Genomic DNA, 25,868 nt, shown 5'->3' with positions numbered 1-25,868 from the left:
CGCGCAGTTCCCCGCGCCCCTAGGTGGGTTGGGGTCCCCGGGATTCGAAGGCTCGGAGGATTGCCTCTGCCGCCAGGGTCGGTGTCAACTCGCCCTGGCGGACCTGGCGTTCCAGGTCCGGAGTCAGTGCACGTACCGTCGGATCTGAGCGCAAGCTGCCCAGCAGTTCCTCGCGGACCATCGTCCAGGTCCAGTCGACCTGCTGCTCGCTGCGCTTCGCGGCCAGGCGGCCGGTGGACTCCAACAGCGAACGGTGTTGTTCCAGGCGCTCCCAGACCGTGTCCAGGCCGGTGCCCTCGCGCGCGCTGCAGCTCAGTACCGGTGGGGTCCATGCCGCGTCGACGGGGTGCATCAGCCTTAGTGCGCCTGCCAGTTCGCGCGCCGCGCTCTTCGCGTCGCGCTCATGTGGGCCGTCCGCCTTGTTGACCGCGATGACGTCCGCCAACTCCAGGACGCCCTTCTTGATGCCCTGGAGTTGGTCGCCGGTGCGGGCCAAGGTCAACAGCAGGAAGGAGTCGACCATGTTGGCCACCGCAGTCTCCGACTGGCCCACGCCCACCGTCTCGACGAGGACGACGTCGTAGCCTGCCGCCTCCATCACCACGATGGACTCGCGGGTCGCCTTCGCGACGCCGCCCAGGGTGCCGGCGGTGGGGGAGGGGCGGACGAAGGCGGCCGGGTCCACGGCCAGGCGTTCCATGCGGGTCTTGTCGCCGAGGATCGAGCCGCCTGTGCGGCTGGAGGAGGGGTCCACGGCCAGGACCGCGACCCGGAAGCCCTGCGCGGTCAGCAGCGTGCCGAACGCGTCGATGAAGGTCGACTTGCCTACGCCCGGTACGCCGCTGATGCCGATCCGGCGGGCGTGGCCGCTGTGGGGGAGGAGTTCGGTCAGCAACTGCTGGGCCATGACCCGGTGTTGGGGCTTGGTCGACTCGACGAGGGTGATGGCGCGGGCCACCAGGGCCCGCTTGCCGTCGAGTACGCCCTTCACATAGGTGTCGAGCTCGATCACAGGGTGTGCCCGAGGTCGGCGGCCAGTCGCTGCACCAGGTCGTAGGCCGCGTCCGGGATCACCGTCCCGGGCGGGAACACGGCCGCCGCGCCCATCTCCAGGAGGGTGGGGACGTCCTGGGGCGGGATCACCCCGCCGACCACGATCATGATGTCCTCGCGGCCCTCCTCGGCGAGCGATTCCTTCAACGCCGGTACGAGGGTGAGGTGTCCGGCGGCCAGGGACGAGACCCCGACGATGTGGACGTCCGCCTCCACGGCCTGGCGGGCCACCTCGCCCGGGGTCTGGAACAGCGGGCCGACGTCGACGTCGAAGCCGAGGTCGGCGAAGGCGGTGGCGATCACCTTCTGGCCGCGGTCGTGGCCGTCCTGGCCCATCTTGGCGACCAGGATGCGGGGGCGGCGGCCCTCGGACTCCTCGAACTCGGCCACGAGGGTGCGGGTGCGTTCCACGGACGGGGAGTCGCCTGCTTCGGTGCGATACACACCGGCGATCGTACGGATCTGGCTCGCGTGCCGCCCGTACACCTTCTCCAGCGCGTCGGAGATCTCGCCGACCGTCGCCTTCGCGCGGGCCGCGTTCACCGCCAGCTCCAGCAGGTTGCCCTCACCGCCGGCTGCACCGGTCAGGGCGTGCAGCGCGTCCTGGGTGGCCTGTTCGTCGCGCTCGGCGCGCAACCGCCGTAGTTTCTCGATCTGTTGGGTGCGTACGGAGGAGTTGTCGACCTTGAGGACGTCGATCTGCTCGTCGGTCTCCACGCGGTACTTGTTGACACCGATGACCGGCTGGCGGCCGGAGTCGATGCGGGCCTGGGTGCGGGCCGCGGCCTCCTCGATGCGGAGCTTGGGGATGCCCGCGTCGATGGCCTTGGCCATGCCGCCCGCCGCCTCGACCTCCTCGATGTGCTGCCAGGCGCGGCGGGCCAGGTCGTACGTCAGTTTTTCGACGTACGCGCTGCCGCCCCAGGGGTCGATCACCCGGGTTGTGCCTGACTCCTGCTGGATCAGGAGCTGGGTGTTGCGGGCGATGCGTGCCGAGAAGTCGGTGGGCAGGGCCAGGGCCTCGTCCAGGGCGTTGGTGTGGAGTGACTGGGTGTGGCCCTGCGTCGCCGCCATCGCCTCCACGCAGGTGCGCGTGACGTTGTTGAAGACGTCCTGTGCGGTCAGCGACCAGCCCGAGGTCTGTGAATGGGTGCGCAGGGAGAGGGACTTGGCGTTCTGCGGGTCGAACTGCTTGACCAGCTTGGCCCAGAGGAGGCGGGCCGCGCGCAGCTTCGCGACCTCCATGAAGAAGTTCATGCCGATCGCCCAGAAGAAGGAGAGCCGGGGTGCGAACGCGTCCACGTCCATCCCCGCCTCCCGGCCCGCCCGGATGTACTCGACCCCGTCCGCGAGGGTGTACGCCAGCTCCAAGTCGGCCGTCGCGCCCGCCTCTTGGATGTGGTAGCCGGAGATGGAGATCGAGTTGTAGCGGGGCATCCGCTGCGAGGTGTACGCGAAGATGTCGGAGATGATCCGCATCGACGGCTTCGGGGGATAGATGTAGGTGTTGCGGACCATGAACTCTTTGAGGATGTCGTTCTGGATGGTCCCGGCCAACTTCTCGGGCGGTACGCCCTGTTCCTCCGCCGCCACGATGTAGAGGGCCAGTACCGGAAGCACCGCGCCGTTCATCGTCATCGACACGGTCATCTTGTCCAGCGGGATGCCGTCGAAGAGCTGGCGCATGTCGTAGATCGAGTCGATCGCCACGCCCGCCATGCCGACGTCACCGGTCACGCGCGGGTGGTCGCTGTCGTAACCCCGGTGCGTGGGCAGGTCGAAGGCGACCGACAGGCCCTTCTGACCGGCCGCCAGGTTGCGCCGGTAGAAGGCGTTGGACTCCTCGGCCGTGGAGAAACCCGCGTACTGACGGATCGTCCAGGGCTGGTTGACGTACATCGTCGGGTACGGGCCGCGCAGATACGGCGCGATGCCCGGGTAGGTGGCCAGGAAGTCCAGGCCCTCCAAGTCCTGCCCGGTGTACAGGGGTTTGACGGCGATGCCCTCCGGGGTCTCCCAGAGGAGGTCGTCGCCGCTCGCCGCCTTCTTCACGGCGTCGCGCCACTCGTCGGGGCCGGACCCGGTGGCCGGGGTCCCCAGTTCGATCCCGGAGAAGTCGGGGATGCGCCCGATCGCTGCCATCAGGACACTCCCATGCGGTCGAGGGTGGCGGAGAGTACGGCTACGGCGTCGCAGCCCGCGAAGACGTAGGCGTCGACACCGGAGTACTGCCCGGGACGGCCCGCGAGGAACACGTGCGCGGCACCGGCCGACCTCAACTCCCCGGCGACCGTGGCCGCTTGCTCCTCGTACAGCGTGTCGCTGGAGCACAGGCAGGCCTCGGTGGCCCCGCTGTCCGCGAACGCGCCCCCGGTGACGGGCTCGATGCCGCCCGCCTGGAACAGGTTCGATGCGAAGGTGAGGCGGGCTGTGTGCGCGGCGGCTGGGCCGAGCGCCGCCAGGAAGATCCGCGGCCGGGAGCCGGTCGCCGCGAGGTGGGCGTCGGAGCGGGCGCGCAACTCTTCGTAGGCCTCGTCGCGGCGCACGCGCGGCAGGCCGCCGGAGGGTTCCACGGGAGCGGGTGCGCGCTCCGGGAGGCGTTCGGTCAGGTTCGGGAACTCGCTTACGCCGGTGATGGGTTCGCGGCGCTTGGCGAGTTTCGCGCTGCGGGTCGCCCAGGTCGTGGCGAGGTCCTCGCGGAGGCTGCCGGAGCGCAACGCGGCCGCCTGGCCGCCCTGTTGCTCGATGTGCTGGAAGAGCTCCCAGCCCGCGTGGGCGAGTTCGTCCGTGAGGCGCTCCACGTACCAGGAGCCGCCCGCCGGGTCGATCACCCGGGACAGGTGGGACTCCTCGACCAGGATCGTCGAGGTGTTGCGGGCGATCCGGCGCGCGAACGCGTCCGGCAGGCCCAGCGCGTGGTCGAAGGGCAGCACGGTGACGGACTCGGCGCCGCCCACCCCGGCGGCCAGCGTCGCGACCGTCGTGCGCAGCATGTTCACCCATGGGTCGCGGCGGGACATCATCACCGGCGAGGTCACCGCGTGCTGCGTCTGCCCGCCCGGTGCTCCGCACACCTCGGTCACGCGTGCCCAGAGCCTGCGCGCCGCGCGCAGCTTGGCGATGGTGAGGAACTGGTCGGCGGTCGCCGCGTACCTGAACTCCAGCTGTCCTACGGCCTGTTCGACGCTCAGGCCCGCCTCGGTCAGCTCGCGCAGATAGGCGACACCGGTAGCCAGCGAGGCGCCCAGCTCCTGCGCCGCCGAACCGCCGGCCTCGTGGTACGGCAGCGCGTCCACGGTCAGCGCGCGCAGACCCGGGTACCCCTCGGCGCAGCGCCGGGCGAGTGCGGCGACCGGTGCGAAGGGGAAGCCCTCGTTCCCGGTGCGGGCCGCGAAGCCCAGCGGGTCGGCGCCGAGGGTGCCGCGGGCGGCTTCGGGCGCGACGCCTCGCTCCTCGTACAGCCGTAGCAACTCGCTTGCCGCGGGCTCGACTTCGCCGCCCGCGTCGAGGGCGACGGGCGCCAGGTCGAGATAGACGCCTTCGAGGGTGGCGCCGAGGGACGCGACCGGGATGCCGCGCTCGCCCGTGACCAGCCACAGCGAGGTGACGCCGTTCTCCAGGTCGCCGAGGACCGCGGTGTTGTCGGCGGTCGTGTGCCGCTGCCGTACGTCCCAGCCGCCGAGGGTGTTGCCCTCGGCGCGGCCGCCCCGGACGAAGGGGGCGAAACCGGGGAGGCCGGGCTCGGGCGCGGAGTCGTCGGCTGTGTACAGAGGACGGGCACGGAGTCCGTCCTCCAGCGAGGTGGACAGGGCGTCTTCCGCTGCGGCCCCCGAGACTTCCTTGCCCGACTTGCGCAGTACGCCTTCCACCAGGCGTTGCCACTGCTCATGCGTCGCGTCAGGGAACTCGGCGGCCAGCGAGAGCCCGTCGTCGGGCAGGACCGTCATGCTCGGATGCTAGGGCAAATGTGCAGGTGAGCAGCAGAGGACGTGGCTGTGACCTTAACCTCTCCGCGCGGTCTAGACCGGTTCCCGGGTTCCGTGCTGTCCTCCCTGCCAGGGGCTACAGCCCGATGTCCCTGCGGTTCATGTCGTCCAGCGACTCGCGGCGGACCAGCACCCGCGCGATGCCGTCGGCCACCGCGACGACCGGCGGGCGGCCGACGAGGTTGTAGCCGGACGCCATGGACAGGTGGTAGGCGCCCGCCGCCGGTACGGCGAGGAGGTCCCCGGGGCGTACGTCGCCGGGGAGCGCCACCTCGTCCGCGAGGATGTCGCCCGCCTCGCAGTGCCGGCCCACGACGGTGACCAGGCGGGGCGGCGCGGTGGCCGGGCGCCCGATGAGCCGGGGTGCGTACCGCACGCCGTAGAGCGCGGGCCTCGGGTTGTCGCTCATGCCGCCGTCGACCGCGACGAACGTGCGGTCGCCGGTGCGCTTCACGGCGAGGACCCGGTACACGGCGACCCCGGCGGGGCCGACGATCGCCCGGCCCGGTTCGAGGGTGAGCCGGGGTACGGGCAGCCCCGCGCGGGCGCAGCCGTCCTCCAGCTCGGCGCGGACCCGGCCCGCGAGGACCCGGATGTCGAGGCGTTCCTCGCCGGGGCGGTACGCGATGGCGTGCCCGCCGCCGATGTCCAACTGCGGGAGGGTGACGCCGTGTTGGTCGCGGACGCGGGCCAACAGCCCGACCATACGGCGCACTGCGGCGACGTACGGCTTCGTCGTCGCGATCTGCGAGCCGATGTGGCAGTGCAGGCCCACGAGTTCGAGGTGGGGCTGGTCGAGGATGCGGGTGATGGCGTGCTGCGCGGAGCCGTCGGTGATGGAGAGGCCGAACTTCTGGTCGTCGGTGCCGGTGCGGATCTTGGTGTGGGCGCCGGCCGCGATGCCGGGGACGACGCGCACCATGACCTTCTGGCGGGTGTCGGCGGGGGTGATCGCGGCCAGCCGGGCGATCTCCGAGGTGCTGTCGACGACGATCCGGCCGACCCCGAGGCGGAGCGCGGTGCGCAGGTCCTCGGGGCTCTTGGCGTTGCCGTGCAGCACGATCCGCTCCGGCGGGAAGCCCGTGGTGACGGCCAGCGCGAGCTCTCCGGCCGAGCAGACGTCGAGGCCGAGCCCCTCCTCCCGCACCCAGTGGGCCATCGCCCGGCACAGGAACGCCTTCGCCGCGTAGACGACATCGGCGTCCGGGAACGCCGTGCGGTACGTACGGCAGCGGTCGCGGATCTCCTGTTCGTCGAGGACGTAGACGGGGGTGCCGAACCGGTCGGCGGCCTCGGCGAGCGAGACACCGCCGACGGTGAGGTCGCCGGTGGGGGAGGGACGGGTGGAGCCGGGCCAGACGGACAGGTCGTGGGTGTCGGCGACCGGGACAACGGGGGCGTCCAGGATGGACATGGGCGGGTCTCCTCAGCCGATCAGCAGGTTCAGGCACGCGACGACGGCCGCGGCGCCGGTCACGCGCAGGGCACCGACGTGCTGGGGGTGCCAGCGGCGCCAGGAGTTCGCCCGCTCCCGCTCGGCGGCCGCCGTACGGTCGGCGGCGGGGGCGGAGAACTGCGGGTCGACGGTGAGCGCGGTGACGCCGAGCGGTGCGGCGAGGGCGCGCAGCGCGGGTTCGGAGAGCCGGATGCAGGCCTGCTCGGCGCCCAGAGTGGCGGCGAGCCGCGCCGCCGAGGTGAAACCGACCGCCGTACGGCCACCGAGGGGGGTGCGGAAGAAACGGGCCGTGCAGCCCGCGGGTCCCGACCGGACGGGGACGAACAGCAGCCCGGCCGGGACGGGTTCGGCGGGTTCGGGGTCCTCGGCGGCGGGATCCGCGGGGGTCTTCTCGGCGGGTTCGACTGGAGACATCGTGCGGCTCCTTGTACAGGGCGATGTGCGGGGCCCGGTCGGTCTGACCTGGCGCTTCCTCGAAGCTATGCCCGCCGGGCGGGGGTACGGGTGCCTCGCTGACGGATGCTTGACGGGGAGCGCCACAGCCATAACGCGGTGCTGACGGGGGCGCGGGTGGCCGGTCAGCCCCCGCCCTCCGTCAGCTCCCGCGCGTCCACCGCCCGCCCCAGTGAGATACGGCGGTGCAGGGCGGCCAACTCGCTCTCCAGGGGCGACGGCGGCACCGTCAGGACCGGGCACGCGGCGTGGGCGACGCAGTAGCGGGCGACGGACGGGAACAGGGCGCGCAGCGGTCCGCGCGGACCCGCGCCGATGACCAGGAGGTCGTCGGGACGGTCGGCGGTCTCCACCAGGGCGCGGCCCGCCGTGCCCCGGACGACCAGACCCTGGAACGGGACCCCGGGACCCGTCTCGCCGAAGGCCGTGTCGAGCACGGCGAGGAGCCGGTCGGCCGCGTCGCGTCGGAGGTGGGACGCCGGGGCCGCCAACATCGAGCGCCCGTGGGCGAGTTCACCGCCGGGCGGCTCCCAGGCGAGCACCGCCAGCAGCTCGGCGCCGGTGCGGCGGGCCTCCCGCACCGCCCGGTGCAGCGCCGCCAGGCTGCCCGGCGAACCGCTCACTCCGACCACGGCACGGACCCGTCCGTCACTGCTCATCGTCGCTCACTCCTCGGCGTACACAGACGTCTGCGTGTCCCATCGAAGGGCCGAACAGAGCGGACGTATCGCCCTGTTGGCGCCCGTCTGACGCCGGAGGGCCGATTCTTGATGCGCCCGTGACGCGGCGAGGGCGGTGGCCGGAAATGGCTCCCCAGCTCCCGTCCGGCCGACCGCCCGTGTCAACGAAGGGGCGGTCCCTGGCAAAGCGCGGGGCAAGAATCCGTCCCGGCGCCGACGCCCCGTGCCGCGATGACCGTCTGGCAACGCACTGTTCACTCGGGGGCCGCCGGGAAGCGCCAATGTGCGGACGTTGTCAGCTCAACTGCTCGCCAGGGAGGGCACCATGACCACACAGACCGAGACACCGGACGAGCCGACGCAGTCGTCCGAGGGGTTCAGCCGGCGTCACGCGCTGGGAATCCTCGGTACGGCCGGCGCCGGCGCGGCCGTCACCCCCTTGCTGGGAGCAGGCACGGCGCAGGCCGCACCGCTCGCCGCCCCGGCTCTTCACCTCACCGCGGACTCCTCCGGCGCGACGCCGGTCCAGGGCCTGCACCTCACCTTCGGCGCGGACCCGCGCACCCAGATGAACGTCTCCTGGATCACCGACAAACCGGTGAACAGACCCGTCGTGCGCTACGGCACGCTGGAGCACGGCTTCGGCTCCAGCGCCAAGGCCCGCACGGTCACCTACGTCGACGGCACCTCCAGCCGCACCGTCTACGTCCACCACGCCGCGCTGAACCGGCTCACCCCGGACACCGACTACCTCTACCTCGCCACCCACGACGGGGCGACCCCCGACAGCGGTACCTTCCGCACCGCTCCCCGCGGCCGCAAGCCGCTCACCTTCACCAGCTTCGGCGACCAGTCCGCCCCGCAGGTCACCTGGGCGGCCAACGGCACGGTCGGGCTCGACGCGAACTCCACCCCCGCGACGAAGGACATCGTCACCGGCATCGAGCAGGTCGCCCCGCTCTTCCACCTCCTCAACGGCGACCTCTGCTACGCCAACCTGGACGTCGACCGGGTGCGCACCTGGAACAACTTCTTCACCAACAACACCCGTTCGGCCCGCTTCCGCCCCTGGATGCCGGCGGCCGGCAACCACGAGATCGAGAAGGCCAACGGCCCGATCGGACTCGGCGCCTACCAGACCTACTTCGCGCTCCCGTCCACCGAGACCGACGCCGAACTCGCGGGCCTCTACTACGCGTTCACGGCCGGATCGGTCCGGGTCATCGTGCTGCAGAACGACGACAACTGCCTCCAGGACGGCGGTGACGTCTACATCAACGGCTACTCCGGCGGACGCCAACTCGCCTTCCTAGAGAAGGAGTTGAAGGCAGCCCGGGCCTCGCGCGACACCGACTGGATCGTCGTCGCCATGCACCAGGTCATGGTCAGCTCCACGGACGCCAACGGCGCCGACCTCGGCCTGCGCCAGAAGTACGGCCCCCTCTTCGACCGCTACGGCGTCGACCTGGTCCTGTGCGGCCACGAGCACAACTACGAGCGCTCGCTGGCGGTTCGCGGAGTCGTCAGCGGCACCGAGACGCTGACCCCCAACCCGGTCTCCACGGCCACCGACAACATCGACACCGGCCTCGGCACCGTGCACATGATCCTCGGCGGCGGCGGAGTCTCGGGCACCACGAACCAGAGCTTCTTCAAGGACGGCACCGGCAAGGTCATCACGTCCGTCTCGGCGTCCCCCGGCTCCAACGGCAAGCGCACCTCCACCTACACCCAGGAGGAGGCGGTCTGGATCGGCGTCCGGGACACCGAACACCCCTACGGCTTCGCCGCGTTCACCGTCGACCCGGGCAACCACGCCGGTGACACCACCCGCATGCACGTGACCTACTACAACGTGAACAAGCCGAACGGCGACCTGTCGGTGTTCGAGAACTTCACCCTGCACCGCAAGCGCTCCGACGGCCACCGCTAGGCATCAAGAGCGGTCCTCGTCCGGCAACCAGTCCAGGGCGAACCAGAGTTCCATCCGCACGCCGGGGTCCTGCAGGTCCACATCGAGCAGTTCGGCGATCCGTGCCAGACGGTGCCGCACGGTGTTCCGGTGGACGTGCAGGGCCGCCGCCGTACGGTCCCAACTCCCGTGCAGGGTCAGCCAGGTTCGCAGGGTGTCGAGGAGGATCGCGGCACCCGGAGACGCGGCACCGTCGAGCGGGGCGAACCGGGTCCGGGCCAACTCCCGGGCGTCGGCGGACGGGACGATCCCATGGACGGTGAGCGGGTCCCTGGTGTGGACGACGGCGGGCACCTGCGCCGCGATCGCGCGCTGCAGGGCCCGCCCGGCCTGGACATCGGCGTGCGCCAGTTTCGAGGCGGGCGCGGGTGTACTGAACCCGAGCACCCAGCCCAAGTCGGCTGCCTGTGCGGGTACTTCGGGGCGGGCGTCCGGTGCGCTGGCGACCAGGGCCTTCAGCTCGGAGCCGTCGATGTACAGGTAGGGCGTGCCCAACGCCGTTCCGAGCGTGGCGAGTTGGGCCGGACCGTCGTCCTGAGTGGAGCGCGGGGACGAGTGCCGACCGTGGACCACGACCCAGTGGCCCGCCTCCGAAGTCCCCGCAGGCGTGAGATCGCCCGCGACCTCCGCCGGAGCCGCGCCCAGCATCAGCCGTACCAGCGCGCCCGCGCTGTGCGTGTCCGTGCCCAGGGCGTGCCGTGGACTGGTGAGCAGGGCCAGCAACACCGCTGCCGTACTGGTGACTTGGCGCTGCACCAGAGTCGGGGGAGTGGTGGCGGCCTGGCCGAGGGCGAGGGCCGTCGCGGTGCCGTCCGCGCCGGGCAGGGTGTGCACGGTCAGATGGGTGTCGCCCTCGTGATCGGCCGCCGCGGTGGGAACTGACCGGCCGGCGGCGCCCGTTCGGACCCGGGCGATGGTGCGCAGGGCGAGATCGCGTACCCGTCCCGGTGTGGGCGCCGCGGGCCTAGGACCGGCGCTGAACAACTCGTTGCCCCGCGCGTCGTGCAGGACGGCCCAGGCGCCGGTGTGCCCGCTGAGCTGGGTGAGTACCGCCCGCAGCGCGTCCGGGCGGGCGGCGGCCGCGGCCAGCGCCGACTGGGCCCGGGAGATCTCGCGCAGCTCACGGTTGCGGACCTCGGCGATCGCCGCGTAGGTGGCCTGACCGACCGCCACGAACGGGGTGGCGGGCGGCAGCCGTAGCAGAGGAAGTCCGTGGCGGTCGCAGGCGGCGACCAGTTCCGGTGGTACCTCGTCGTGCACGGGGACGACGCCGAAGCCGAGCGCGGTCACCCCGGCGCCGACCACGCCCCGTACATACGTGTCGATGCCCTCAGCGTCGGCCGGGAGGCGCACGCCCGCGGTGAGGAGCAGTTCGCCGCCGACCAGGTACGGCGACGGGTCCTCGATCTCCGTGGTGCCGACCGTGCTGACCCGGTGCTCTCCGGCGGCGGGGCCCGCGATCTGGCGCAGGGCCAGGGCGGGGTCGGTGAGCAGGACGCTCAGGGGTACGGAGGGCTGCTCGGCGTCGGTGGGCTCGGTCATGAGGGGGACATCCTCCCGGGCGGGGGCATCACGGGCGACTGCCGGATTCATCCAACAGGCGCCTCCACATTGGACCATTCCGCCACTGCGACGCCAGCGCGTGCGCCGATATCGTCATGCCACCCGCAGGGCACTGTCCCGGCCCGGCCCGCACCCGGTCGCCGACTCTCTCCGAACTCTCCGCTCATTCCGCTTCCGGAGGACTCCGATGACCGTCGACTACTTCGTCATGGCCGCATACCTGCTGGGCATCATCGGCGTGGGCTGGTGGGGCAAGAAACGCGCCGCGTCCAAGAGCGACTTCCTGGTCGCCGGCCGACGCCTCGGCCCGCTCATGTACACCGGCACGATGGCCGCCGTCGTCCTCGGCGGCGCCTCCACCATCGGCGGCGTACGCCTGGGCTACACCTACGGCATCTCCGGCGCCGCCATGGTCTTCGCGATCGGCCTCGGACTGCTGGCCCTGTCGGTCTTCTTCTCGGCCCGCATCGCCCGCCTCAAGGTCTACACCGTCGCCGAGATGCTCTCCCTGCGCTACGGCGACACCGCCGCCGTGATCTCCGGCGTGGTGATGTGGATCTACACGCTGATGCTGGTGGTGACCTCGACGATCGCGTACGCCAGTGTCTTCGACGTCCTCTTCGACGTCCCGCGCTGGGTCGCGATCGTCATCGGCGGCACGATCGTCGTCGGCTACTCGGCGCTCGGCGGCATGTGGTCCATCACCCTCACCGACATGGTGCAGTTCGTGGTCAAGAGCCTCGGCGTGCTCGTCCTGCTGCTGCCCATCGCCGTGGTCCGGGCGGGCGGCTTCGCCGAGATGGCGGACAGACTCCCGGACGGCTACTTCTCCCCGACCTCCATCGGCGGCCAGACCATCGTCACCTTCGTGCTGATCTACACCTTCGGCATGCTCATTGGACAGGACATATGGCAGCGGGTGTTCACCGCCCGCTCCGACAAAGTCGCGTCCTGGGGCGGCACGGTCGCCGGCGTCTACTGCCTGGTCTACGCCCTGGCAGGCGCCGTCATCGGCATGGCCACCAAGTCCCTCTACCCCCAACTGGCCAGCGCCGACGACGCGTTCGCGACGATCGTCCGGCACGCCCTGCCCACCGGCGTCCGGGGCCTGGTCCTGGCCGCCGCGCTCTCCGCGATGATGTCCACGGCGAGCGGCGCGCTGATCGCCTCGGCGACGGTCGCCGACAACGACATCTGGGCCCGCCTGCGCCGCCGTACGGCCACGGGTCCGCAGGACGACGAGATCGCCTCCAACCGGCTCGCGATCGTCGTCCTCGGCGTGGCGGCGATGGGCATCGCCTGCGCCCTCGGCGACGTCATCGAAGCCCTCACCGTCGCCTACAACCTGCTCGTCGGCGGCCTGTTGGTGCCCATCCTCGGCGGCCTCGTCTGGAAGCGCGGCAACCTCCCCGGCGCCATGGCCTCGATGATCGCGGGCGGCACCACGGTCATCGTCCTCATGGTGACCGACGGCCTCCTCGCCAACGAGCCCATCTACTACGGCCTGTTGGCCGGCCTGGTCGCCTACGTCGCCGTCAGCCTCCTCACCAAGCCGACGGAGGAAGCCGTGGTCGAGGCCTGGCACCGCCGCCTGGCAGGCGAACAGGCCATCACCGCACCGGAGTTGAGCGTGGTCTGACCCGCTGTTCCGGAAGTTCCCACCCGCACCCGCACGTGCCGTAGCTCATCGAAAGGTCCTCATGTACGCCACCACTGTCTCCACGGAAGAACTCCGGCTGCGCCGCGAACTCGCCGCGGTCTACCGGCTCGTGGCGCACTTCCGGATGACCGACCTGATCTTCACGCACATCTCGGTCCGCCTTCCGGGCCCCGAACACCACTTCCTGATCAACCCCTACGGCCTGCTCTTCGAGGAGATCACCGCGTCGAACCTCGTCAAGATCGACCTGTCCGGCCACGCGGTCGAGGACTCCCAACACCCGGTCAACCCGGCCGGGTTTGTCATCCACAGCGCCGTCCACGCGGCCCGCCCCGACGCCCACTGCGTCCTGCACACCCACACCAGGGCCGGCTGCGCGGTCGCCGCCCAGGAACACGGCCTGCTCCCGCTCAACCAGATCTCCATGGAGTTCTACGGCAGGCTCGGCTACCACGACTACGAGGGCGTCGCCCTCAACCTCGCCGAACAGCGGCGCCTGGTCGCCGACTTGGGCTGCCACCCCGCGATGATCCTGCGCAACCACGGCCTGCTCACCGTAGGGGAGAGCCCCGCGCAGGCGTTTCTGCGCATGTACTACCTGGACAAGGCCTGCGAGATCCAGACCGCGGCTACGGCGGCGGGCACCCCGCTGGTCGTCCCCGGCCCCGAGGTCTGCGAATTGACGGCCCGTCAACTCACCGGCGAGGACGACAGTTCGGACCTCCAGGACGACAAGGCGTACGAGTTCGCGTGGGCGGCACTGCTGCGGCTCGTGGAGCGGATCGCCCCCGACTACAAGGACTGAGGGTCAGCCCGTCGCAGCGGTTTTCTGTCCGGACGGGGCGACGGCGTACCACTCGCCGTCCTTGCCCTGGCCGTTCGCCTGTCCGGCCGCCGTGTCGCCGACGTACCGGTACAACGGCCAACCGGCGAGGGTGAGTTGCGGCTGACCGTCGCGGTGGACCGTGCCGAGGAGGCTCTTCTCGACTCCCGAGGTCTGCACGGATTCCGGCACGATCACCGGTATCCACGTCTTCACGCACGCTCCGGAGCAGGTCCACTTGGACGGGTTCGGCTCGTCCTTGTCGTAGCGGTAGAGGGTCATTCCGTTCGGGTCGGTGACCACGGTGCCCACACCGTCGACCGCCTTGGCCGTCACGGTGTACGCCGTGGTCGTGGCGCCGGCGGCCGGTGTCGAGGCGGCCGTCGCCGTGGCCGTGGGAGCCGACGCGGCCGGGGCCACCGTGGCCGTGCCGCCGGAACCGGCGCTGTCCGAGGAACCGCACGCCCCCAGCAGCAGCGTGGAGGCGAGGCCTGCGACGAGGCTCAGGACAATGCGTCGCGGGATCAAGGAGGTGCCCTTCGTCGGGGATCGTGCGTACTGCCTGCTCGCCCTCCCCATACGTCCGCCGACCCCGCCCCTCTCAGCCGGGAACGCACATGACGGACTCTTGACCACCCGCACCCCGGAACGATGTAACCCGGATCACAGCCCCGAAGTGCAGCGCGGTACGGGGTCCACGGCCTTTCTCTCTGTGTAAGGGGCTTGCCCGAAACGGGGACGGTGGACGGTACGGATGGAACAGAGTCGGGCCGACGGGTTCGACGGGTTCGTGGCAGCGCGCTGGTCGGCGTTGTTCCATCTGGCCTGTCTGCTCGTGGGAGGCGATCGGCACCGCGCCGAGGACCTGCTCCAGGAGGCCATGGTCAAGCTCTGGTTCGCCTGGCCGAGAATCGCGGAGGAGGCACCGGAGCCGTACGTCCGCAAGATCCTGGCGCGGGCGGCGGCCCGTTCGGCGCGGCGGCGCTGGTGGGGTGAGCGCCCGGTCGAGCAGCTGCCCGACCGCGCCGAGACCGGGGACGTGTCCGCCGTGGTGGCGGAGCGCTCGCGGCTGGAGGCGGCGCTGGCCCAACTGCCGCCCGCGCAACGGGCCGCCGTGGTCCTGCGCTACTACCAGGACCTGCCGGACCGGCAGGTCGCCGAAGTGCTGGGGTGTCCGGTCGGCACCGCCCGGTCCCATGCGTCACGGGGCGTGGCGCGGCTGCGCCGGATCCTCGGCGATGTCATCGAACCGGTGGGATGAGGAGGGGGAGTTGATGGACCACCACGATCACTACGACCGCCACGATCACCCCGAGCGCTACGACCGTTTCGAGCGGGAGCTCGCGCGGATGATGCGCGACACCCAGGAACCGGCCCCCTTCGAGCCCAGGCACCGGACCCGGCTCCGCTCCGGCGTCCGGGCCAGGCGCCGGGTCCGCGTGGCCCAGAAGGCGGTCGGCTCCGCCCTGGCCGTCGCCGGAATCGGCCTCGGCTTCTTCCTGCTGCCCCACGACCAGGTGGACAACAGGCCGCAGGCCCCGCTGCCCCGGCCCGCCCTGAGCCCGACGCTCCCGGGGCCCACCCCGAGCCTGACACCGGACACGACCCCGAGCGGGACCACCAGCCCCACACCCACCCGCACCACCGAGGCACCCACCTCACCCAGCACGACCCCGACCGGAGGTTCGGCGACCTCGTCCTCGGGCCCGCCCTCGACCGACACGGCCCCGCCGCCTTCGAGCACGGGGACGGCCAACTCGTCGACGGTGCACGGCACTTCGACGAGTTCGACGAGTACGACCACGACATCACCGGCGACGGAGACCTCCGCGTCCATGGGCGCGACGGGCACCGGATAACCCGGCCGGCCGACCACCCCCACCCGTAAGCCCTGACCGCAGTACCGCCGACAGGCGATACCGGCATGCCCTGCGGCAGCGACCATACCTGGACGAAACGTGACAAAGCTGATGAGTCGGATGGGTCAACTACCGCTCCGCACACCGGTGTCGGCACACCACAGCGAGCCGGTCCTCGACGTGGTCGTCCCCGTGTTCAACGAGGAGAAGGACCTCGAACCGAGCGTACGACGGCTGCACGCGCACCTGTCGGAGACGTTCCCGTACCCGTTCCGCATCACGATCGCGGACAACGCCAGCACGGACGAGACCCCACGCATAGCGGCCCAACTGGCTTCCGAGCTACCTGAGTTGGAGTGGCTACGGCTGGCCGAGAAGGGCCGGGGCCGGGCCCTGCACACGGCCTGGTCGGCGTCACGGGCACCCGTGCTCGCCTACGTCGACGTCGACCTGTCGACCGACCTCGCGGCGCTCCTCCCGCTGGTCGCCCCGCTGATCTCCGGCCACTCCGACCTCGCGATCGGCACCCGGCTGGCCCGGGGCTCCCGGGTGGTGCGCGGCCCCAAGCGGGAGGCCATCTCCCGTTGCTACAACGCCCTGTTGAGGTCCACCCTCGCCGTCGGCTTCTCCGACGCGCAGTGCGGTTTCAAGGCGGTACGGCGTGATGTCGCCGAGCGGCTGCTGCCCCTGGTGAAGGACTCGGGGTGGTTCTTCGACACCGAGTTGCTGGTGATCGCCGAGCGGGCCGGACTGCGTATCCACGAAGTACCGGTCGACTGGGTGGACGACCCCGACAGCCGGGTCGACATCCTCTCCACCGCACTCGCCGACCTGCGCGGAATCGCCCGCATAGGACGGGAGTTGGGGCGCGGCACGCTCCCGACGGCGGGCCTGCGCCGGGCCGCCGCCGACGGCTCGCACTCGGCCGGGCTGGCCGCCCAACTCCTGCGCTTCGCCGCCGTAGGAGCGGTGAGTTCGGTCGGATACGTCCTGCTGTACGTCGCGTTGCGCCCGGCGACGGGCGGACAGGCCGCCAACGCGCTGGCGTTGCTGCTCTGCGCCCTCGCCAACACCGCCGCGAACCGCCGCCTGACCTTCGGACTACGAGGCCGGGTCGGCGCCCTCCGCCACCAGGCCCAGGGCCTCCTGGTCTTCACCGTCGGCCTCGCCCTCACCAGCGGCTCCCTGGCCCTCCTGCACCGCACGACCCCAACACCCGCGCGCACCACGGAGGTTGGCGTGCTGGTGGCCGCCAACCTGGCCGCGACTCTCGTACGGTTCCTGCTCTTCCGGGCCTGGGTGTTTCCGGCCGGGCGTCGCGGTGCGGCGGAGGAGACGGCGATATGAGCGACACAACGACGTTGACCCCGCCCGTCGCCCGGCCCGCAACTGGTCTGCCTCACCGGGACGTTGGTGCGTTTCTGCGCCGGACGGCCCGCCACTACGGCCCGGTGCTCGCGATGTACGGCGTGCTGAAGCTCATCGGCTTCTCCGTGTTCATGTACCTGCTCGACTCCGACGGCGGCTTCCGGACGAGGAACCCGCGCTTCGGCGGCGGCGCCCACGTCTGGGACGTACTCGCCACGTGGGACGGCTGGTGGTACCAGCAGATCGCCGCCCACGGCTACCACCCGGCGCTCGTCCAAGTCCCCGGCGCCACCGGCCTGATCACCCTCGAAGGCAACTCGGCGGCCTTCTTCCCGCTCTACCCGGCGACGATGCGACTCGTCTCCGACGTCACGGGCCTGGGTCTGTACGGCTCCGGGATGCTGGTCTCGGTCGTCGCGTCGTTCGCCGCGGCGCTCGGCATCTACGCCGTCACGGCCCGGTTCGGCGGGCGGCGGGCGGGACTGGCCGCCGCCGGGCTGTGGGCCGTCTGGCCCGGCTCCGGCATGGAGTGGTCGGCGTACTCGGAGTCCCTCTACATCGCCCTCGCCGTCTGGGCCTGCCACGCCGTCATGACCGACCGCTGGCTCACCGCGGGCGTCCTCACTTTCGCCGCTGGTCTCAACCGCCCCACGGCCGTCGCCCTCATCGCCGCCCTGATCGTCGCCGCGCTCCAGACACTCCACCGCCGCCGGGAGAACCTCGCGGGCCCATGGACCGCGATGGCGATCGCGCCGCTCGGCCTGACCGGCTACCTCCTCTGGGTCGGCAACCGCATGGGCAACCTGGCCGGCTACTTCGCGCTCCAGAAGGGCGCCTGGGGACACACCTTCGACTACGGCAAGCAGACCGCCGACGTCTTCAGCTCCATGGCGGTCGGCCGCTTCGACTACCTGTTCGCGTTCCCCTTCGAAGACACCATCGCCGCGCTCACCGTCCTGCTGGCCGCACTCCTGATCCCCCTCCTGATCCGCCTGCGCCCGCCGGTCGTCCTGATCGTCTACACCCTGCTCACCCTCGCCCTGGTCCTGGGCAGTCAGCAGATCTTCGGCAACGTCTCCCGCTATCTCCTCCCGTGCTTCCCCCTCTTCATCCCGCTGGCCGTCAGACTCCGCACCCTCCAACTGCCCATGCTGTGCCTGCTGTTGGGGATCACGGCGGTCGCGTCGGGGTCGTACGCCGGGTATGTGCTGTTCGAGGCGGGGGTGCCGTAGGCGCGTGATCAGTTCCGGGCTGTTCCGACGCCCTCGGCCGCTGCCATCGGAGCGGCCCAGTCGATGTGGTGGCCGTACGTCCGCCGTGACTGCTCGCCGTTCGCCAGCCGGGGCAGGAGCACCGGCATCACCAGGTCGCGGAGGACTCGTCCGACCGGGCCCGCGGCCTTGTTGTTGTTGACGCGGGCGGCCTGCTTCACGATTCGCTCGACGCGGGGGCGGCACAGCGCGTCGTACGCGGTGAAGGCGCCCTCGATCGTGGGCAGATCGCGCAGTGCCCTGGCCAGTTCCACGGCGTCCTCGACGGACAGGGAGGCGCCCTGTCCGGAGGTGGGCGAGGGGGCGTGTGCGGCGTCGCCGATGACGATCATCCGGCCGCGGTGCCAGGCCGGGAGGTCCACCATGGCGTGCATGGGGCCGGCCGACGTGATCTCCTGGCTCGCGCGGATCAACTGGGCGGCGGGGCCCGTGTCTTCGGCGAAGAGTTCGACGAGCCGGCTCCGCCACTGTTCGGCGCCGACGTCTTCGAGCTCGCCTCGGGCCGGCTCGTCCCGGTGCGGGAGGTTGGCGAACCACCAGACCTCGCCGTCGGGGGCGGGGACGTAGCCGAAGAAGGCGCGCTTGCCGAACACCATGCGGTAGCTGCCCACTTGGGAGTCGACCGGCACCCCGCGCGTGTAGCCGCCGAGCCCGATGAGGCCCGAGTACGCGGGGGCGGCGGCCGCGGGGTCGATGAGCTTGCGGACCGTCGAGTGCAGCCCGTCGCAGCCGATCAGCAGATCGCCGAACTCCTCGCCGCCGTCGGCGAAGACCGCGCGCACACCGTCTTCGGTGTCCTGCGCGTCGACCAGGCGCTTGCCCTGCTCGATGCGGATGCCACGGCGCAACGCCTCGTCGCGTACGGCGCGGTAGAGGTCGGCGCGCTTGAGGGTGCGGCTGGTGATGTCCCCGTCCGGGCGACTGGTGCGGACCGTGCCGAGTGCCTTGCCGGTGGTGGAGACCATGTCGATCGCCGGGGTGGGGAAGCCGGCGGCGACTGCCGGGGCGTCGGCGCCGATGACGCGCAGGGCGTCGATGCCGTTGGAGCCCAGCGTCAGGAAGACACCGACGCCGTCGGCACCGGAGGCGTGGGCCTCGTAGACGACCGCGTCGATGCGGGCCTGCTGGAGCGCCATGGCTGCGGAGGGTCCGGCTATGCCGCTGCCGATGATCAATGCCTTCATGTCGGGTGACCTTTCTGGGGTCTGGGCTCTGGGTTCTTGGTTCGCTTCTCGGCGCGCTTCTTGAGGCGCGCGTCCATCACGTTAAGTTATTTAGATGGATCTAACTAAATAGTAGGGCTAGGATGCCGGAGTGACAAATCGAGAGGTCTCCACAGGTCAGGGCGGCCGGGCGGCAGTGGTGGACGACGTTCTGCTCGCCGGGCGTGAGCTCTCCACGGCCGCGGTGCTGTTCCACTCGGCGCTCGCCGCACGGCAGGGCCTGAACGCCAGCGACACGAAGGCGCTGGACCTGGTCGCCCGGCTCGGCCCGATGACGGCGGGGGAACTCGCCCGTCACCTCGCCCTCAAGCCCGCGTCAGTGACCGCCCTTGTCGGCCGCCTGGAGGAGAAGGGGGCCGTACGCAAGGCGCCGCATCCCGAGGACGGCCGCAAGGTGGTGCTGCACTTCAACGAGGAGTTCGCGGCGCGCAATATGCACTACTTCGCTGAACTCGTCGGTTCGCTGAGGGAGTTGTGCGAGCGGTACACGGACGAGGAGCTGGAGGTGATCGTGTCGTTCATGAGGGAGGCGGCGCGGCGGCAGGGGGAGGCTACGCGGCATTTGGGGTGAGGGGTGGCTCCGAGGCGGCCGGGTCGCTGAACCCGCGCTCTCCCTGGGGGTGTTCGGGCTGGGGGAGGAGAGGGTGGCGCGTGGAGGCGCGCTCGGTGCCGGGTTGCTGAGGTTCAACTCGGGGTGTCGTAGGGGCTGGTGGTCGGACGTCAGCGGTTCTTGATCCCCGGATCGGCGGCAACTGACCTGATCGACGGGTGGAGCGCGACCGTGTCCGCTCGCCGATGAGGCGTCTGGCAGACCGTGCCTAAGGGTGCGTGTCCGTGATCGCGATGACCTGGTCGAGGTGGTCCAGGGCGGCCTGCAGGTCGTCGACCTTGGCCTGGATGCGCTCGCGCTCGGCCCGCAGCATGGCTCGCTGCTGGGCGTCGGTGTGCCCGGAGTCGAAGCACGGCAGGAGTTCGGTGATCCTCCGGCTGGTGAGACCGGCGGCGTACATCTGCTGGACGAAGCGGACCAGGGAGATGGCGTCCGGCCGGTACAGGCGCTGGCCGGACGGGCTGCGTTCCGCGCTGAGCAACCCCTGCTGCTCGTAGTAGCGCACGGCGCGTACTGAGACGCCGGCGCCTCGTGCCACCTCGCCGATGCGGATCAGCCGCTCGGTTGCGGCCTCTGTGACAGTCATGGTGATTCCTCTCACCCCTGGCTCCGACGATCGACACTTGCCTCTGACGTTAGCGTCAGGTTTTAGCGTACTGGTCATGGACATCAACAACTCCGTCGCCCTTGTCACCGGAACCAACCGCGGCCTGGGCCGCGCCTTCGCCCAGCGCCTGCTCGAACGGGGCGCCCGCAAGGTCTACGCGACGGCCCGCCGACCGGAGACCGTGGACCTGCCCGGGGTCGAGGTGCTGCCCCTCGACATCACCGATCCCGCATCCGTGAGGGCCGCCGCCGAGGCCGCCCCGGACGTCTCGCTGCTCATCAACAACGCGGGGATCCAGACGGGGACCAACCTGGTGACCGGTTCGCTGGACGCGGTGCGGCACGAGCTGGAGACCAACATGTTCGGCCACCTGGGAATGATCCGGGAGTTCGCGCCGACGCTCGCCAGGAACGGCGGGGGCGCGATCGTCAACGTCCTCTCCGCCATGTCCTGGTTCGGGGGCAGCGGCGCCAATGCCTACCACCTGACCAAGGCCGCCGCCTGGGCCATGACCACCGGCGTCCGCCTGGAGCTCGCCGAGCAGGGCACGCTCGTCACAGCGGTACACCTCGGCCTGGCCGACACCGACATGGCGGCGGGCTGGCCCGTGGCCAAGATCGCCCCGTCGGACCTGGCCGACGCGGCGCTCGACGGTGTCGAGGCGGGCTCCGCCGAGGTCCTCGCCGACCAGTGGAGCCGGGACGTCAAGTCCCGCCTGCCGCTGACGCCGGAGGAGTTCAACGCCGCGATGGACCGCGCACTGGCGGCGCTGATGGCGGGCTGAGGGACCCTCGGGCGGCATGGGTTTCGGCCGGCTGCTTCTCCAACGGCCTCCTCTTGAACTCTTCTGCGTGAGGTTGAGGTTGAGGTTGAGCTTGTGGTGTCGTGTCGCTGATCGGGCGGGTCTGACGGCCGGTCATCAGCCCCTACGGCACCACGAGTTCAACCTCAGTAGTTGCCGGGTACGACTCGGGGCCCTTATGTCCGGAAGGTAAGTCGGCGTTGGGGGGCGTCAGTTGGCGATGACCGCCGCGGTGGTGCGGCCGCCGTCGACGTCGAGCACGATGCCGTGCACGAACGAGGAGTCGTCGCCGGCCAGGTACACGGCGGCGTTCGCGACCTCGTCCGGGGTGCCCATCCGGCCCGCGGGGGTGCCCTTCATCATGATCTCGGCCGGGTGGCTCTCCCCTGGCGCCAGCGTCAGCACCACACCCGGGGAGATCGCGTTCACGCGTACGCCCTGCGGCCCGAACTCCGCAGCCCAGGCCCGGGTCAGCGTCTCCACGGCGCCCTTGGTGGAGCTGTAGAGGGCGCTGGGGATGCCCAGCCGCGCGATCCAGGAACCGAGGTTGATGATCACGCCGCCGCCGGCCTCCACCATGGCGGGGGCGACGGCCGCGGTCAGGAAGAAGGGGGCCTTCACGTTCACGGCGTAGACCTGGTCGAAGGTCTTCTCGTCGGTGGACGCCGTGGTGGTCTGGGGAAAGATGCCGGCGTTGTTGACCAGGACGTCGATACGCCCGCCGAGGACCCGCGTCGCCTCCTGGGCCAGCGTCCGCGAGGCGGCGGCGCTGCCGTCCAGGTCGGCCTGCACGAACTCGGCGCGCCCGCCGCGTGCGCGGATCTCGGCGACGACCTCCTGGCCGCGCTCGGCACTGCGCCCGGAGACGGCGACATACGCCCCCTCGCGAGCGAAGGCCTCCGCGATCGCCCGCCCGATGTTGCTGGTCGACCCTGTGACCAGGGCGGTCCTGCCTTCTAGGCGCATGGACATGATCCACTCCGTTGGTTGGTGCTTGGTGCTTGGTGCTTGGTGTTCGGTGCCTGGGGCTCCGCGATGAACCCGCACGGCCGTAGCGGCAGGTTGCCTTCGGCGGGGCGGGGGCTGCCCTGACAGTCAGGGCGCGGGTGTCACCGTAGGACGCAAAGACTGGACTTTCAAGTCCAGAGTGGTTTGTGAGGAGTGGACCGTCAAGTTCAGAATGTGTCGGCCAGGTGGGATGATGGGGGCATGAACCGAGGTATGACCGCCAAGGGCATGGCCACGCGGCACCGCATCGTGGTCGCGGCCGCTCTGCTGATCCGGGAGAAGGGTGCGGCGGAGGTGACCCTGGACGACGTACGGGCGGCGACGTCGACGAGCAAGAGCCAGCTCTTCCACTACTTCCCGGACGGCCGGATCGACATGCTCGTGGCCGTGGCCCGGCACGAGGCCGACCAGGTGCTGGAGGTGCAGCGGCCCTATCTGGACGACCTGACGTCCTGGGAGTCCTGGCAGGCGTGGTGCGGGGCGGTGCTGCGCCACTACGGCGAGTTGGGCCGGCGCTGCCCGCTGGGGAGCCTCATCTCCGAGCTCGGCAAATCCTCCTCCGAGGCGCGAACCATGGTCTCGGATCTGTTCGCCGTGTGGGAAGCGGCTCTGCTGCGCGGTACGGGGGCGCTGCTACCCGACCGCGGGATGGCGGTCGGCTGCGCGAGGAGTGTTCTGGCTGCTGTTCAGGGGGGTGTGGTGCTCCTGCAGATGACGGACCGCATCGACTATCTGGAGGCCGCCCTCGCGGCCGCGATCGAGCCGATGAGGCCCGTGGCGCCGACTTCCTGACCCAGGCTGGACTTGATAGTCCTTTTTTGCGTGCACACTGTTGGACTTCCTGGTCATGCAGAGCTCGGCCCTTGCCGCGTCGCCGACTTCCTCGCCGCCTCTTCGCGCAGCGGGACGCGTCGAACTTTGCCCCGTACTTCCAACCCGATGTCGTGTTCCGGAACTACGGCGACGGCGACGGCGAAGTGCGAGGCCGGGACAACCTCGTCACCGTCCACACGCTCGACGCGTCGACGCTCACCCACGGCCTGAACGACTCCCCGATCGGCATGCTCGCCCGGCTGCTTCAACGCTGGAAGAAGTGGAGCGACAAGAACAACGACTTCGACGCCGTCTTCTCCCGCGACTTCATCCTCACCCAGGCGACCGTCTTCCGGGTCACCCAGTCCATCGGCACCTCCCTCCGCACGTACCGCAACACGGTCCGCCGCCCCTGGACACCGCTGCACGACCGCCGGCCCGTGGTCGAACCCCCGGCCGGCGTCACCCCCCCCTCCTGCGAAGAACGCATCGCCGCCTTCGAGAACGGCCCCACCCGCGCCATGTTCAACGTGGTGAACGTCAACGCCCACCGCAAGGGCGGCCACTTCGGCCACTACGAAAATCCCGGGGCCCACGTCGGCGACGTCCGCGAGACCTTCCGCGAGGCGCGCTGACCTCACGGAAGGGGCGGCGACTCCACTCCGGGACTAGGTCGTGGGGACGTGGAAGTTCATGACGTCGATCTTGGTGAGCGCCCGCCAGTCGTCCGCGCTGTACCCGTCCCAGTCCTTCGCCTTGCGGTCGGCCGGGAACTTCGCGGCCTGGTCGGAACCGACGAGGACGAGCAGGTAGGTCTCGCTGATTCCCTCGACGCCGATGTAGCCGACCGAGTGGTTGTCGTCCTCCCAGCAGCCGCTGGACGTGGGGCTGACGGGCGTGCCCGGGTAGTAACGGCCGTTGCCCGGGTGCCCGAACTCGTCCTTCGAATCCGGGTCGGGCCGGGTGACGAGGTAAAGGACCTGGCCTGCCGGGATGTTGAGGCTCATCTGCCCCTTGACGCTGATCTCGGGGCTCCTCGCCGGGCCGGCCACCTGGGTGTAGACGCTGGGCGCGTCGTGGTTCGCGAAGAGCGTCTCGTTGTAGCGCTGGGACGGCGGCTGATTCCAGGAGTCGGCGAGCCGTTTCAGATCGCAGGGGTCTTCGGCCGCAGTCGAGGCGGGTGCGGCGACCGACGAACTGGTCGGCGGTCCCCCGGTGTCACCACCGTCATGAGCGAACCAGGCTCCGGCGGCCGCCGCCGCCACGGCCGCCAGCGCGCCGATGGACGCGATCGTGATCTTGGTCCTGTTGTCGCTCTTGCCGTCCTCACCCTGCGGTTCGTTGCCCGTGGTGCCGTCGTCGGAGCCTGTGTCGGTGCGTGTCACTTTCGTCCCCCCTCGTGCAGGAGTCCGTAGTATCAGCGCTTTGTCCGCCCGGTAAGGGAGTGTTGGAGTACGGGAGGGGCGCGCACCCTCCGCCGTGCGCTGCCGGGCCGACTTCCCCGTGGCCTGAGGCGTGGCATCGACCCGAGAAGCTGCGCTTCCGCGTGTTCTCGGCCGCCGCGAGATCCGGAGAGTGACGAAGCCTGGTCTCGGGATCGTCGCCGTAGTCGGCGATCTCCTGGAACGGGAGGGCGGGACTGCTCGGCCCGGTCCCCGAAGAGCGACCTCCCGACGGGATCACACGGTGAGGACGAGCTTGCCCTGGAGGTGACCGGCGTCGAGCAGCCGGTGTGCGTCGGCGACGCGCTCGAACGGGAACGTCTCCTGTACGTGGACCCGTAGCATCCCCCGTTCGACGAGTTCGACGAGTCCCCGCAGGGCGACCGGATCGGGGTCGACCGCGATGCCGCTGAAACGCATGCCGGCTGCCTCGTACCTGGCGATCAGCTTCGCGTCCTCCTCGGCGACCGCCGTCACCAAGTGACCACCCGTGCGCAGCACTTCGAGCGACCGCTCGGCGGTGTCGCCGCCGATCGTGTCGAGCGCGACGTCGATGTCACGGACGGCGTCGGTGAAGTCGACCGAGGTGTAGTCGATCACCTCGTCGGCGCCGAACCCCTCGACGAACGCCCGCTTGCTCGCGCCGGCCGTCGCGATGACGTACGCACCGAGCGCTTTCGCGATCTGGATCGCGATATGGCCGACCCCGCCACCGCCGCCGTGCACCAGGACGCGGTCGCCCTCGCTCACGCCGCCGAGGTCGACGAGGCCCTGCCACGCCGTCAGCCCGACGACCGGCAGCGCCGACGCCTCGACGTGCGAGAGGGACGCCGGTTTAAGGGCCAGGTGCAGCGCCGGTGCCGCCACGGCCTCGGCGTACGCGTTCGCCGCCCGGGGGAACAGCGGCATCCCGAACACCTCGTCGCCGGGCCTGAACCGCCATGTCTGCGGCGCCTGTTCGACCACGCCGCTGATGTCCCAGCCGAGGACGAACGGCGGCCGGCCGATCAGCGGGAACTCGCCGGCGCGCAGCCGCGCCTCCAACGGGTTCAGCCCGATCGCCCTGACGCGGACGAGAACCTCGGTCGGCAGGGGCCGGGGCTCGGGCACCTCCACGACGCTGAGCACCTCGGGACCGCCGAGCGTCTGCTGGGTGATGACTCTCATGACTCTCCTGGCTTTGAAAGGGGAAAGGGGAAGGGGGGGGTGGAAAAGGAGG

At 70.7% G+C, this 25,868-nt stretch carries 24 protein-coding genes; 11 read left to right on the top strand and 13 right to left on the bottom strand.

Translation table 11 applies throughout. The features are described 5' to 3' along the window. Nucleotides 1-19: 19 nt before the first annotated feature. The 6 genes from meaB to OO69_RS07040 form a co-directional block, all read right to left on the bottom strand. Nucleotides 20-1,012 carry a methylmalonyl Co-A mutase-associated GTPase MeaB gene (gene meaB / locus OO69_RS07065; protein WP_033279522.1) on the bottom strand — a complete coding sequence of 331 codons (993 nt, stop codon included), beginning with the start codon at nucleotides 1,010-1,012 and terminating at the stop codon, nucleotides 20-22. After that, nucleotides 1,009-3,195, bottom strand: a complete 2,187-nt coding sequence (gene scpA, locus OO69_RS07060; RefSeq protein WP_234444356.1) for a methylmalonyl-CoA mutase — start codon at nucleotides 3,193-3,195, stop codon at nucleotides 1,009-1,011. The genes meaB and scpA overlap by 4 nt, the downstream gene beginning before the upstream one ends. Beyond that, complete coding sequence (locus OO69_RS07055) at nucleotides 3,195-5,000, bottom strand: methylmalonyl-CoA mutase subunit beta (protein ID WP_033279521.1); 1,806 nt, start codon at nucleotides 4,998-5,000, stop codon at nucleotides 3,195-3,197. Before OO69_RS07055 ends, scpA begins: the two co-directional genes overlap by 1 nt. Before the next feature lie 115 nt (nucleotides 5,001-5,115). Further along, entirely contained in the window at nucleotides 5,116-6,453 is a 1,338-nt protein-coding gene (lysA, locus tag OO69_RS07050; RefSeq protein ID WP_033279520.1) for a diaminopimelate decarboxylase, read from the bottom strand. Nucleotides 6,454-6,465: 12 nt separating this feature from the next. Beyond that, nucleotides 6,466-6,909, bottom strand: a complete 444-nt coding sequence (locus tag OO69_RS07045) for an SAV_915 family protein (RefSeq protein ID WP_033279519.1) — start codon at nucleotides 6,907-6,909, stop codon at nucleotides 6,466-6,468. A gap of 164 nt (nucleotides 6,910-7,073) precedes the next feature. Further along, nucleotides 7,074-7,607, bottom strand: coding sequence for a universal stress protein (locus OO69_RS07040; protein ID WP_033279518.1), 534 nt, complete (start codon nucleotides 7,605-7,607; stop codon nucleotides 7,074-7,076). 346 nt (nucleotides 7,608-7,953) lie between these two features. Between OO69_RS07040 and OO69_RS07035 the strand changes: the two genes are divergently transcribed. Further along, on the top strand, nucleotides 7,954-9,561 hold the full coding sequence (locus OO69_RS07035) for a purple acid phosphatase family protein (RefSeq protein WP_033279517.1): 1,608 nt from the start codon (nucleotides 7,954-7,956) through the stop codon (nucleotides 9,559-9,561). A gap of 3 nt (nucleotides 9,562-9,564) precedes the next feature. On the opposite strand, the gene OO69_RS07030 is transcribed toward OO69_RS07035, so the two are convergent. Further along, nucleotides 9,565-11,142 (bottom strand): PucR family transcriptional regulator, encoded by a 1,578-nt coding sequence (locus OO69_RS07030; RefSeq protein WP_033279516.1) that lies wholly within the window; start codon nucleotides 11,140-11,142, stop codon nucleotides 9,565-9,567. A 208-nt stretch (nucleotides 11,143-11,350) separates the two neighbouring features. Between OO69_RS07030 and OO69_RS07025 the strand changes: the two genes are divergently transcribed. Beyond that, on the top strand, nucleotides 11,351-12,802 hold the full coding sequence (locus OO69_RS07025) for a sodium:solute symporter (RefSeq protein ID WP_033279515.1): 1,452 nt from the start codon (nucleotides 11,351-11,353) through the stop codon (nucleotides 12,800-12,802). 61 nt (nucleotides 12,803-12,863) lie between these two features. Next, a complete protein-coding gene (locus OO69_RS07020) occupies nucleotides 12,864-13,628 on the top strand; it encodes a class II aldolase/adducin family protein (RefSeq protein WP_033279514.1) in 765 nt (254 codons plus the stop codon). Nucleotides 13,629-13,631: 3 nt separating this feature from the next. Here OO69_RS07020 and OO69_RS07015 read toward each other — a convergent pair whose 3' ends face one another. After that, the gene (locus tag OO69_RS07015; RefSeq protein ID WP_051800807.1) at nucleotides 13,632-14,174 is read right to left on the bottom strand and encodes a hypothetical protein; all 543 of its coding nucleotides are present in this window, start codon (nucleotides 14,172-14,174) and stop codon (nucleotides 13,632-13,634) included. A gap of 226 nt (nucleotides 14,175-14,400) precedes the next feature. On the opposite strand from OO69_RS07015, the gene OO69_RS07010 reads away from it, so the two are divergent. The 4 genes from OO69_RS07010 to OO69_RS06995 all read left to right on the top strand — a co-directional run bounded on the left by OO69_RS07010 (nucleotide 14,401) and on the right by OO69_RS06995 (nucleotide 18,105). Next, complete coding sequence (locus tag OO69_RS07010) at nucleotides 14,401-14,907, top strand: SigE family RNA polymerase sigma factor (RefSeq protein ID WP_033279513.1); 507 nt, start codon at nucleotides 14,401-14,403, stop codon at nucleotides 14,905-14,907. A 13-nt stretch (nucleotides 14,908-14,920) separates the two neighbouring features. Beyond that, nucleotides 14,921-15,505, top strand: a complete 585-nt coding sequence (locus OO69_RS07005) for a hypothetical protein (protein ID WP_033279512.1) — start codon at nucleotides 14,921-14,923, stop codon at nucleotides 15,503-15,505. A gap of 120 nt (nucleotides 15,506-15,625) precedes the next feature. Then, nucleotides 15,626-16,852, top strand: coding sequence for a glycosyltransferase (locus OO69_RS07000; protein WP_051800806.1), 1,227 nt, complete (start codon nucleotides 15,626-15,628; stop codon nucleotides 16,850-16,852). Then, complete coding sequence (locus OO69_RS06995) at nucleotides 16,849-18,105, top strand: glycosyltransferase family 39 protein (RefSeq protein ID WP_033279510.1); 1,257 nt, start codon at nucleotides 16,849-16,851, stop codon at nucleotides 18,103-18,105. Before OO69_RS07000 ends, OO69_RS06995 begins: the two co-directional genes overlap by 4 nt. An 8-nt stretch (nucleotides 18,106-18,113) precedes the next feature. Here the strand turns inward: OO69_RS06995 and OO69_RS06990 are convergent, their stop codons facing one another. After that, nucleotides 18,114-19,328 (bottom strand): FAD-dependent oxidoreductase, encoded by a 1,215-nt coding sequence (locus OO69_RS06990; protein WP_033279509.1) that lies wholly within the window; start codon nucleotides 19,326-19,328, stop codon nucleotides 18,114-18,116. Nucleotides 19,329-19,458: 130 nt separating this feature from the next. Here OO69_RS06990 and OO69_RS06985 point away from each other — a divergent pair, with 130 nt between their 5' ends. After that, complete coding sequence (locus OO69_RS06985) at nucleotides 19,459-19,938, top strand: MarR family transcriptional regulator (protein ID WP_063744413.1); 480 nt, start codon at nucleotides 19,459-19,461, stop codon at nucleotides 19,936-19,938. 247 nt (nucleotides 19,939-20,185) lie between these two features. On the opposite strand, the gene OO69_RS06980 is transcribed toward OO69_RS06985, so the two are convergent. Continuing rightward, nucleotides 20,186-20,563: a MerR family transcriptional regulator gene (locus OO69_RS06980; RefSeq protein ID WP_033279507.1), complete on the bottom strand. Its 378-nt coding sequence runs from the start codon at nucleotides 20,561-20,563 to the stop codon at nucleotides 20,186-20,188. A gap of 76 nt (nucleotides 20,564-20,639) precedes the next feature. On the opposite strand from OO69_RS06980, the gene OO69_RS06975 reads away from it, so the two are divergent. Continuing rightward, complete coding sequence (locus tag OO69_RS06975) at nucleotides 20,640-21,368, top strand: SDR family oxidoreductase (protein ID WP_033279506.1); 729 nt, start codon at nucleotides 20,640-20,642, stop codon at nucleotides 21,366-21,368. 228 nt (nucleotides 21,369-21,596) lie between these two features. On the opposite strand, the gene OO69_RS06970 is transcribed toward OO69_RS06975, so the two are convergent. Further along, the gene (locus OO69_RS06970; RefSeq protein ID WP_033279505.1) at nucleotides 21,597-22,358 is read right to left on the bottom strand and encodes an SDR family NAD(P)-dependent oxidoreductase; all 762 of its coding nucleotides are present in this window, start codon (nucleotides 22,356-22,358) and stop codon (nucleotides 21,597-21,599) included. 237 nt (nucleotides 22,359-22,595) lie between these two features. Between OO69_RS06970 and OO69_RS06965 the strand changes: the two genes are divergently transcribed. Both OO69_RS06965 and OO69_RS06960 read left to right on the top strand, forming a co-directional pair. Next, on the top strand, nucleotides 22,596-23,186 hold the full coding sequence (locus OO69_RS06965; RefSeq protein WP_033279504.1) for a TetR/AcrR family transcriptional regulator: 591 nt from the start codon (nucleotides 22,596-22,598) through the stop codon (nucleotides 23,184-23,186). Nucleotides 23,187-23,338: 152 nt separating this feature from the next. Beyond that, entirely contained in the window at nucleotides 23,339-23,842 is a 504-nt protein-coding gene (locus OO69_RS06960; protein WP_234444355.1) for a hypothetical protein, read from the top strand. A gap of 33 nt (nucleotides 23,843-23,875) precedes the next feature. Here the strand turns inward: OO69_RS06960 and OO69_RS06955 are convergent, their stop codons facing one another. Next, nucleotides 23,876-24,592, bottom strand: coding sequence for a hypothetical protein (locus OO69_RS06955; protein ID WP_033279503.1), 717 nt, complete (start codon nucleotides 24,590-24,592; stop codon nucleotides 23,876-23,878). 294 nt (nucleotides 24,593-24,886) lie between these two features. Continuing rightward, on the bottom strand, nucleotides 24,887-25,816 hold the full coding sequence (locus OO69_RS06950) for an NADP-dependent oxidoreductase (protein WP_033279502.1): 930 nt from the start codon (nucleotides 25,814-25,816) through the stop codon (nucleotides 24,887-24,889). Nucleotides 25,817-25,868 lie beyond the last annotated feature (52 nt).

Origin of the sequence: Streptomyces sp. NRRL F-525 (assembly GCF_000716605.1) — a bacterium.
In the GTDB taxonomy this organism is placed as follows: domain Bacteria; phylum Actinomycetota; class Actinomycetes; order Streptomycetales; family Streptomycetaceae; genus Streptomyces.
This window is presented reverse-complemented; position numbering and strand designations above follow the sequence as displayed.

Bases quoted from the DNA above. Each gene is read 5' to 3' on its own strand.
- scpA (WP_234444356.1), bottom strand. From the start codon at position 3,195: ATGGCAGCGATCGGGCGCATCCCCGACTTCTCCGGGATCGAACTGGGG.
- OO69_RS07055 (WP_033279521.1), bottom strand. From the start codon at position 5,000: ATGACGGTCCTGCCCGACGACGGGCTCTCGCTGGCCGCCGAGTTCCCT.
- lysA (WP_033279520.1), bottom strand. From the start codon at position 6,453: ATGTCCATCCTGGACGCCCCCGTTGTCCCGGTCGCCGACACCCACGAC.
- OO69_RS07045 (WP_033279519.1), bottom strand. From the start codon at position 6,909: ATGTCTCCAGTCGAACCCGCCGAGAAGACCCCCGCGGATCCCGCCGCC.
- OO69_RS07040 (WP_033279518.1), bottom strand. From the start codon at position 7,607: ATGAGCAGTGACGGACGGGTCCGTGCCGTGGTCGGAGTGAGCGGTTCG.
- OO69_RS07035 (WP_033279517.1), top strand. From the start codon at position 7,954: ATGACCACACAGACCGAGACACCGGACGAGCCGACGCAGTCGTCCGAG.
- OO69_RS07030 (WP_033279516.1), bottom strand. From the start codon at position 11,142: ATGACCGAGCCCACCGACGCCGAGCAGCCCTCCGTACCCCTGAGCGTC.
- OO69_RS07025 (WP_033279515.1), top strand. From the start codon at position 11,351: ATGACCGTCGACTACTTCGTCATGGCCGCATACCTGCTGGGCATCATC.
- OO69_RS07020 (WP_033279514.1), top strand. From the start codon at position 12,864: ATGTACGCCACCACTGTCTCCACGGAAGAACTCCGGCTGCGCCGCGAA.
- OO69_RS07010 (WP_033279513.1), top strand. From the start codon at position 14,401: ATGGAACAGAGTCGGGCCGACGGGTTCGACGGGTTCGTGGCAGCGCGC.
- OO69_RS07005 (WP_033279512.1), top strand. From the start codon at position 14,921: ATGGACCACCACGATCACTACGACCGCCACGATCACCCCGAGCGCTAC.
- OO69_RS07000 (WP_051800806.1), top strand. From the start codon at position 15,626: ATGGGTCAACTACCGCTCCGCACACCGGTGTCGGCACACCACAGCGAG.
- OO69_RS06995 (WP_033279510.1), top strand. From the start codon at position 16,849: ATGAGCGACACAACGACGTTGACCCCGCCCGTCGCCCGGCCCGCAACT.
- OO69_RS06990 (WP_033279509.1), bottom strand. From the start codon at position 19,328: ATGAAGGCATTGATCATCGGCAGCGGCATAGCCGGACCCTCCGCAGCC.
- OO69_RS06980 (WP_033279507.1), bottom strand. From the start codon at position 20,563: ATGACTGTCACAGAGGCCGCAACCGAGCGGCTGATCCGCATCGGCGAG.
- OO69_RS06975 (WP_033279506.1), top strand. From the start codon at position 20,640: ATGGACATCAACAACTCCGTCGCCCTTGTCACCGGAACCAACCGCGGC.
- OO69_RS06970 (WP_033279505.1), bottom strand. From the start codon at position 22,358: ATGTCCATGCGCCTAGAAGGCAGGACCGCCCTGGTCACAGGGTCGACC.
- OO69_RS06965 (WP_033279504.1), top strand. From the start codon at position 22,596: ATGAACCGAGGTATGACCGCCAAGGGCATGGCCACGCGGCACCGCATC.
- OO69_RS06950 (WP_033279502.1), bottom strand. From the start codon at position 25,816: ATGAGAGTCATCACCCAGCAGACGCTCGGCGGTCCCGAGGTGCTCAGC.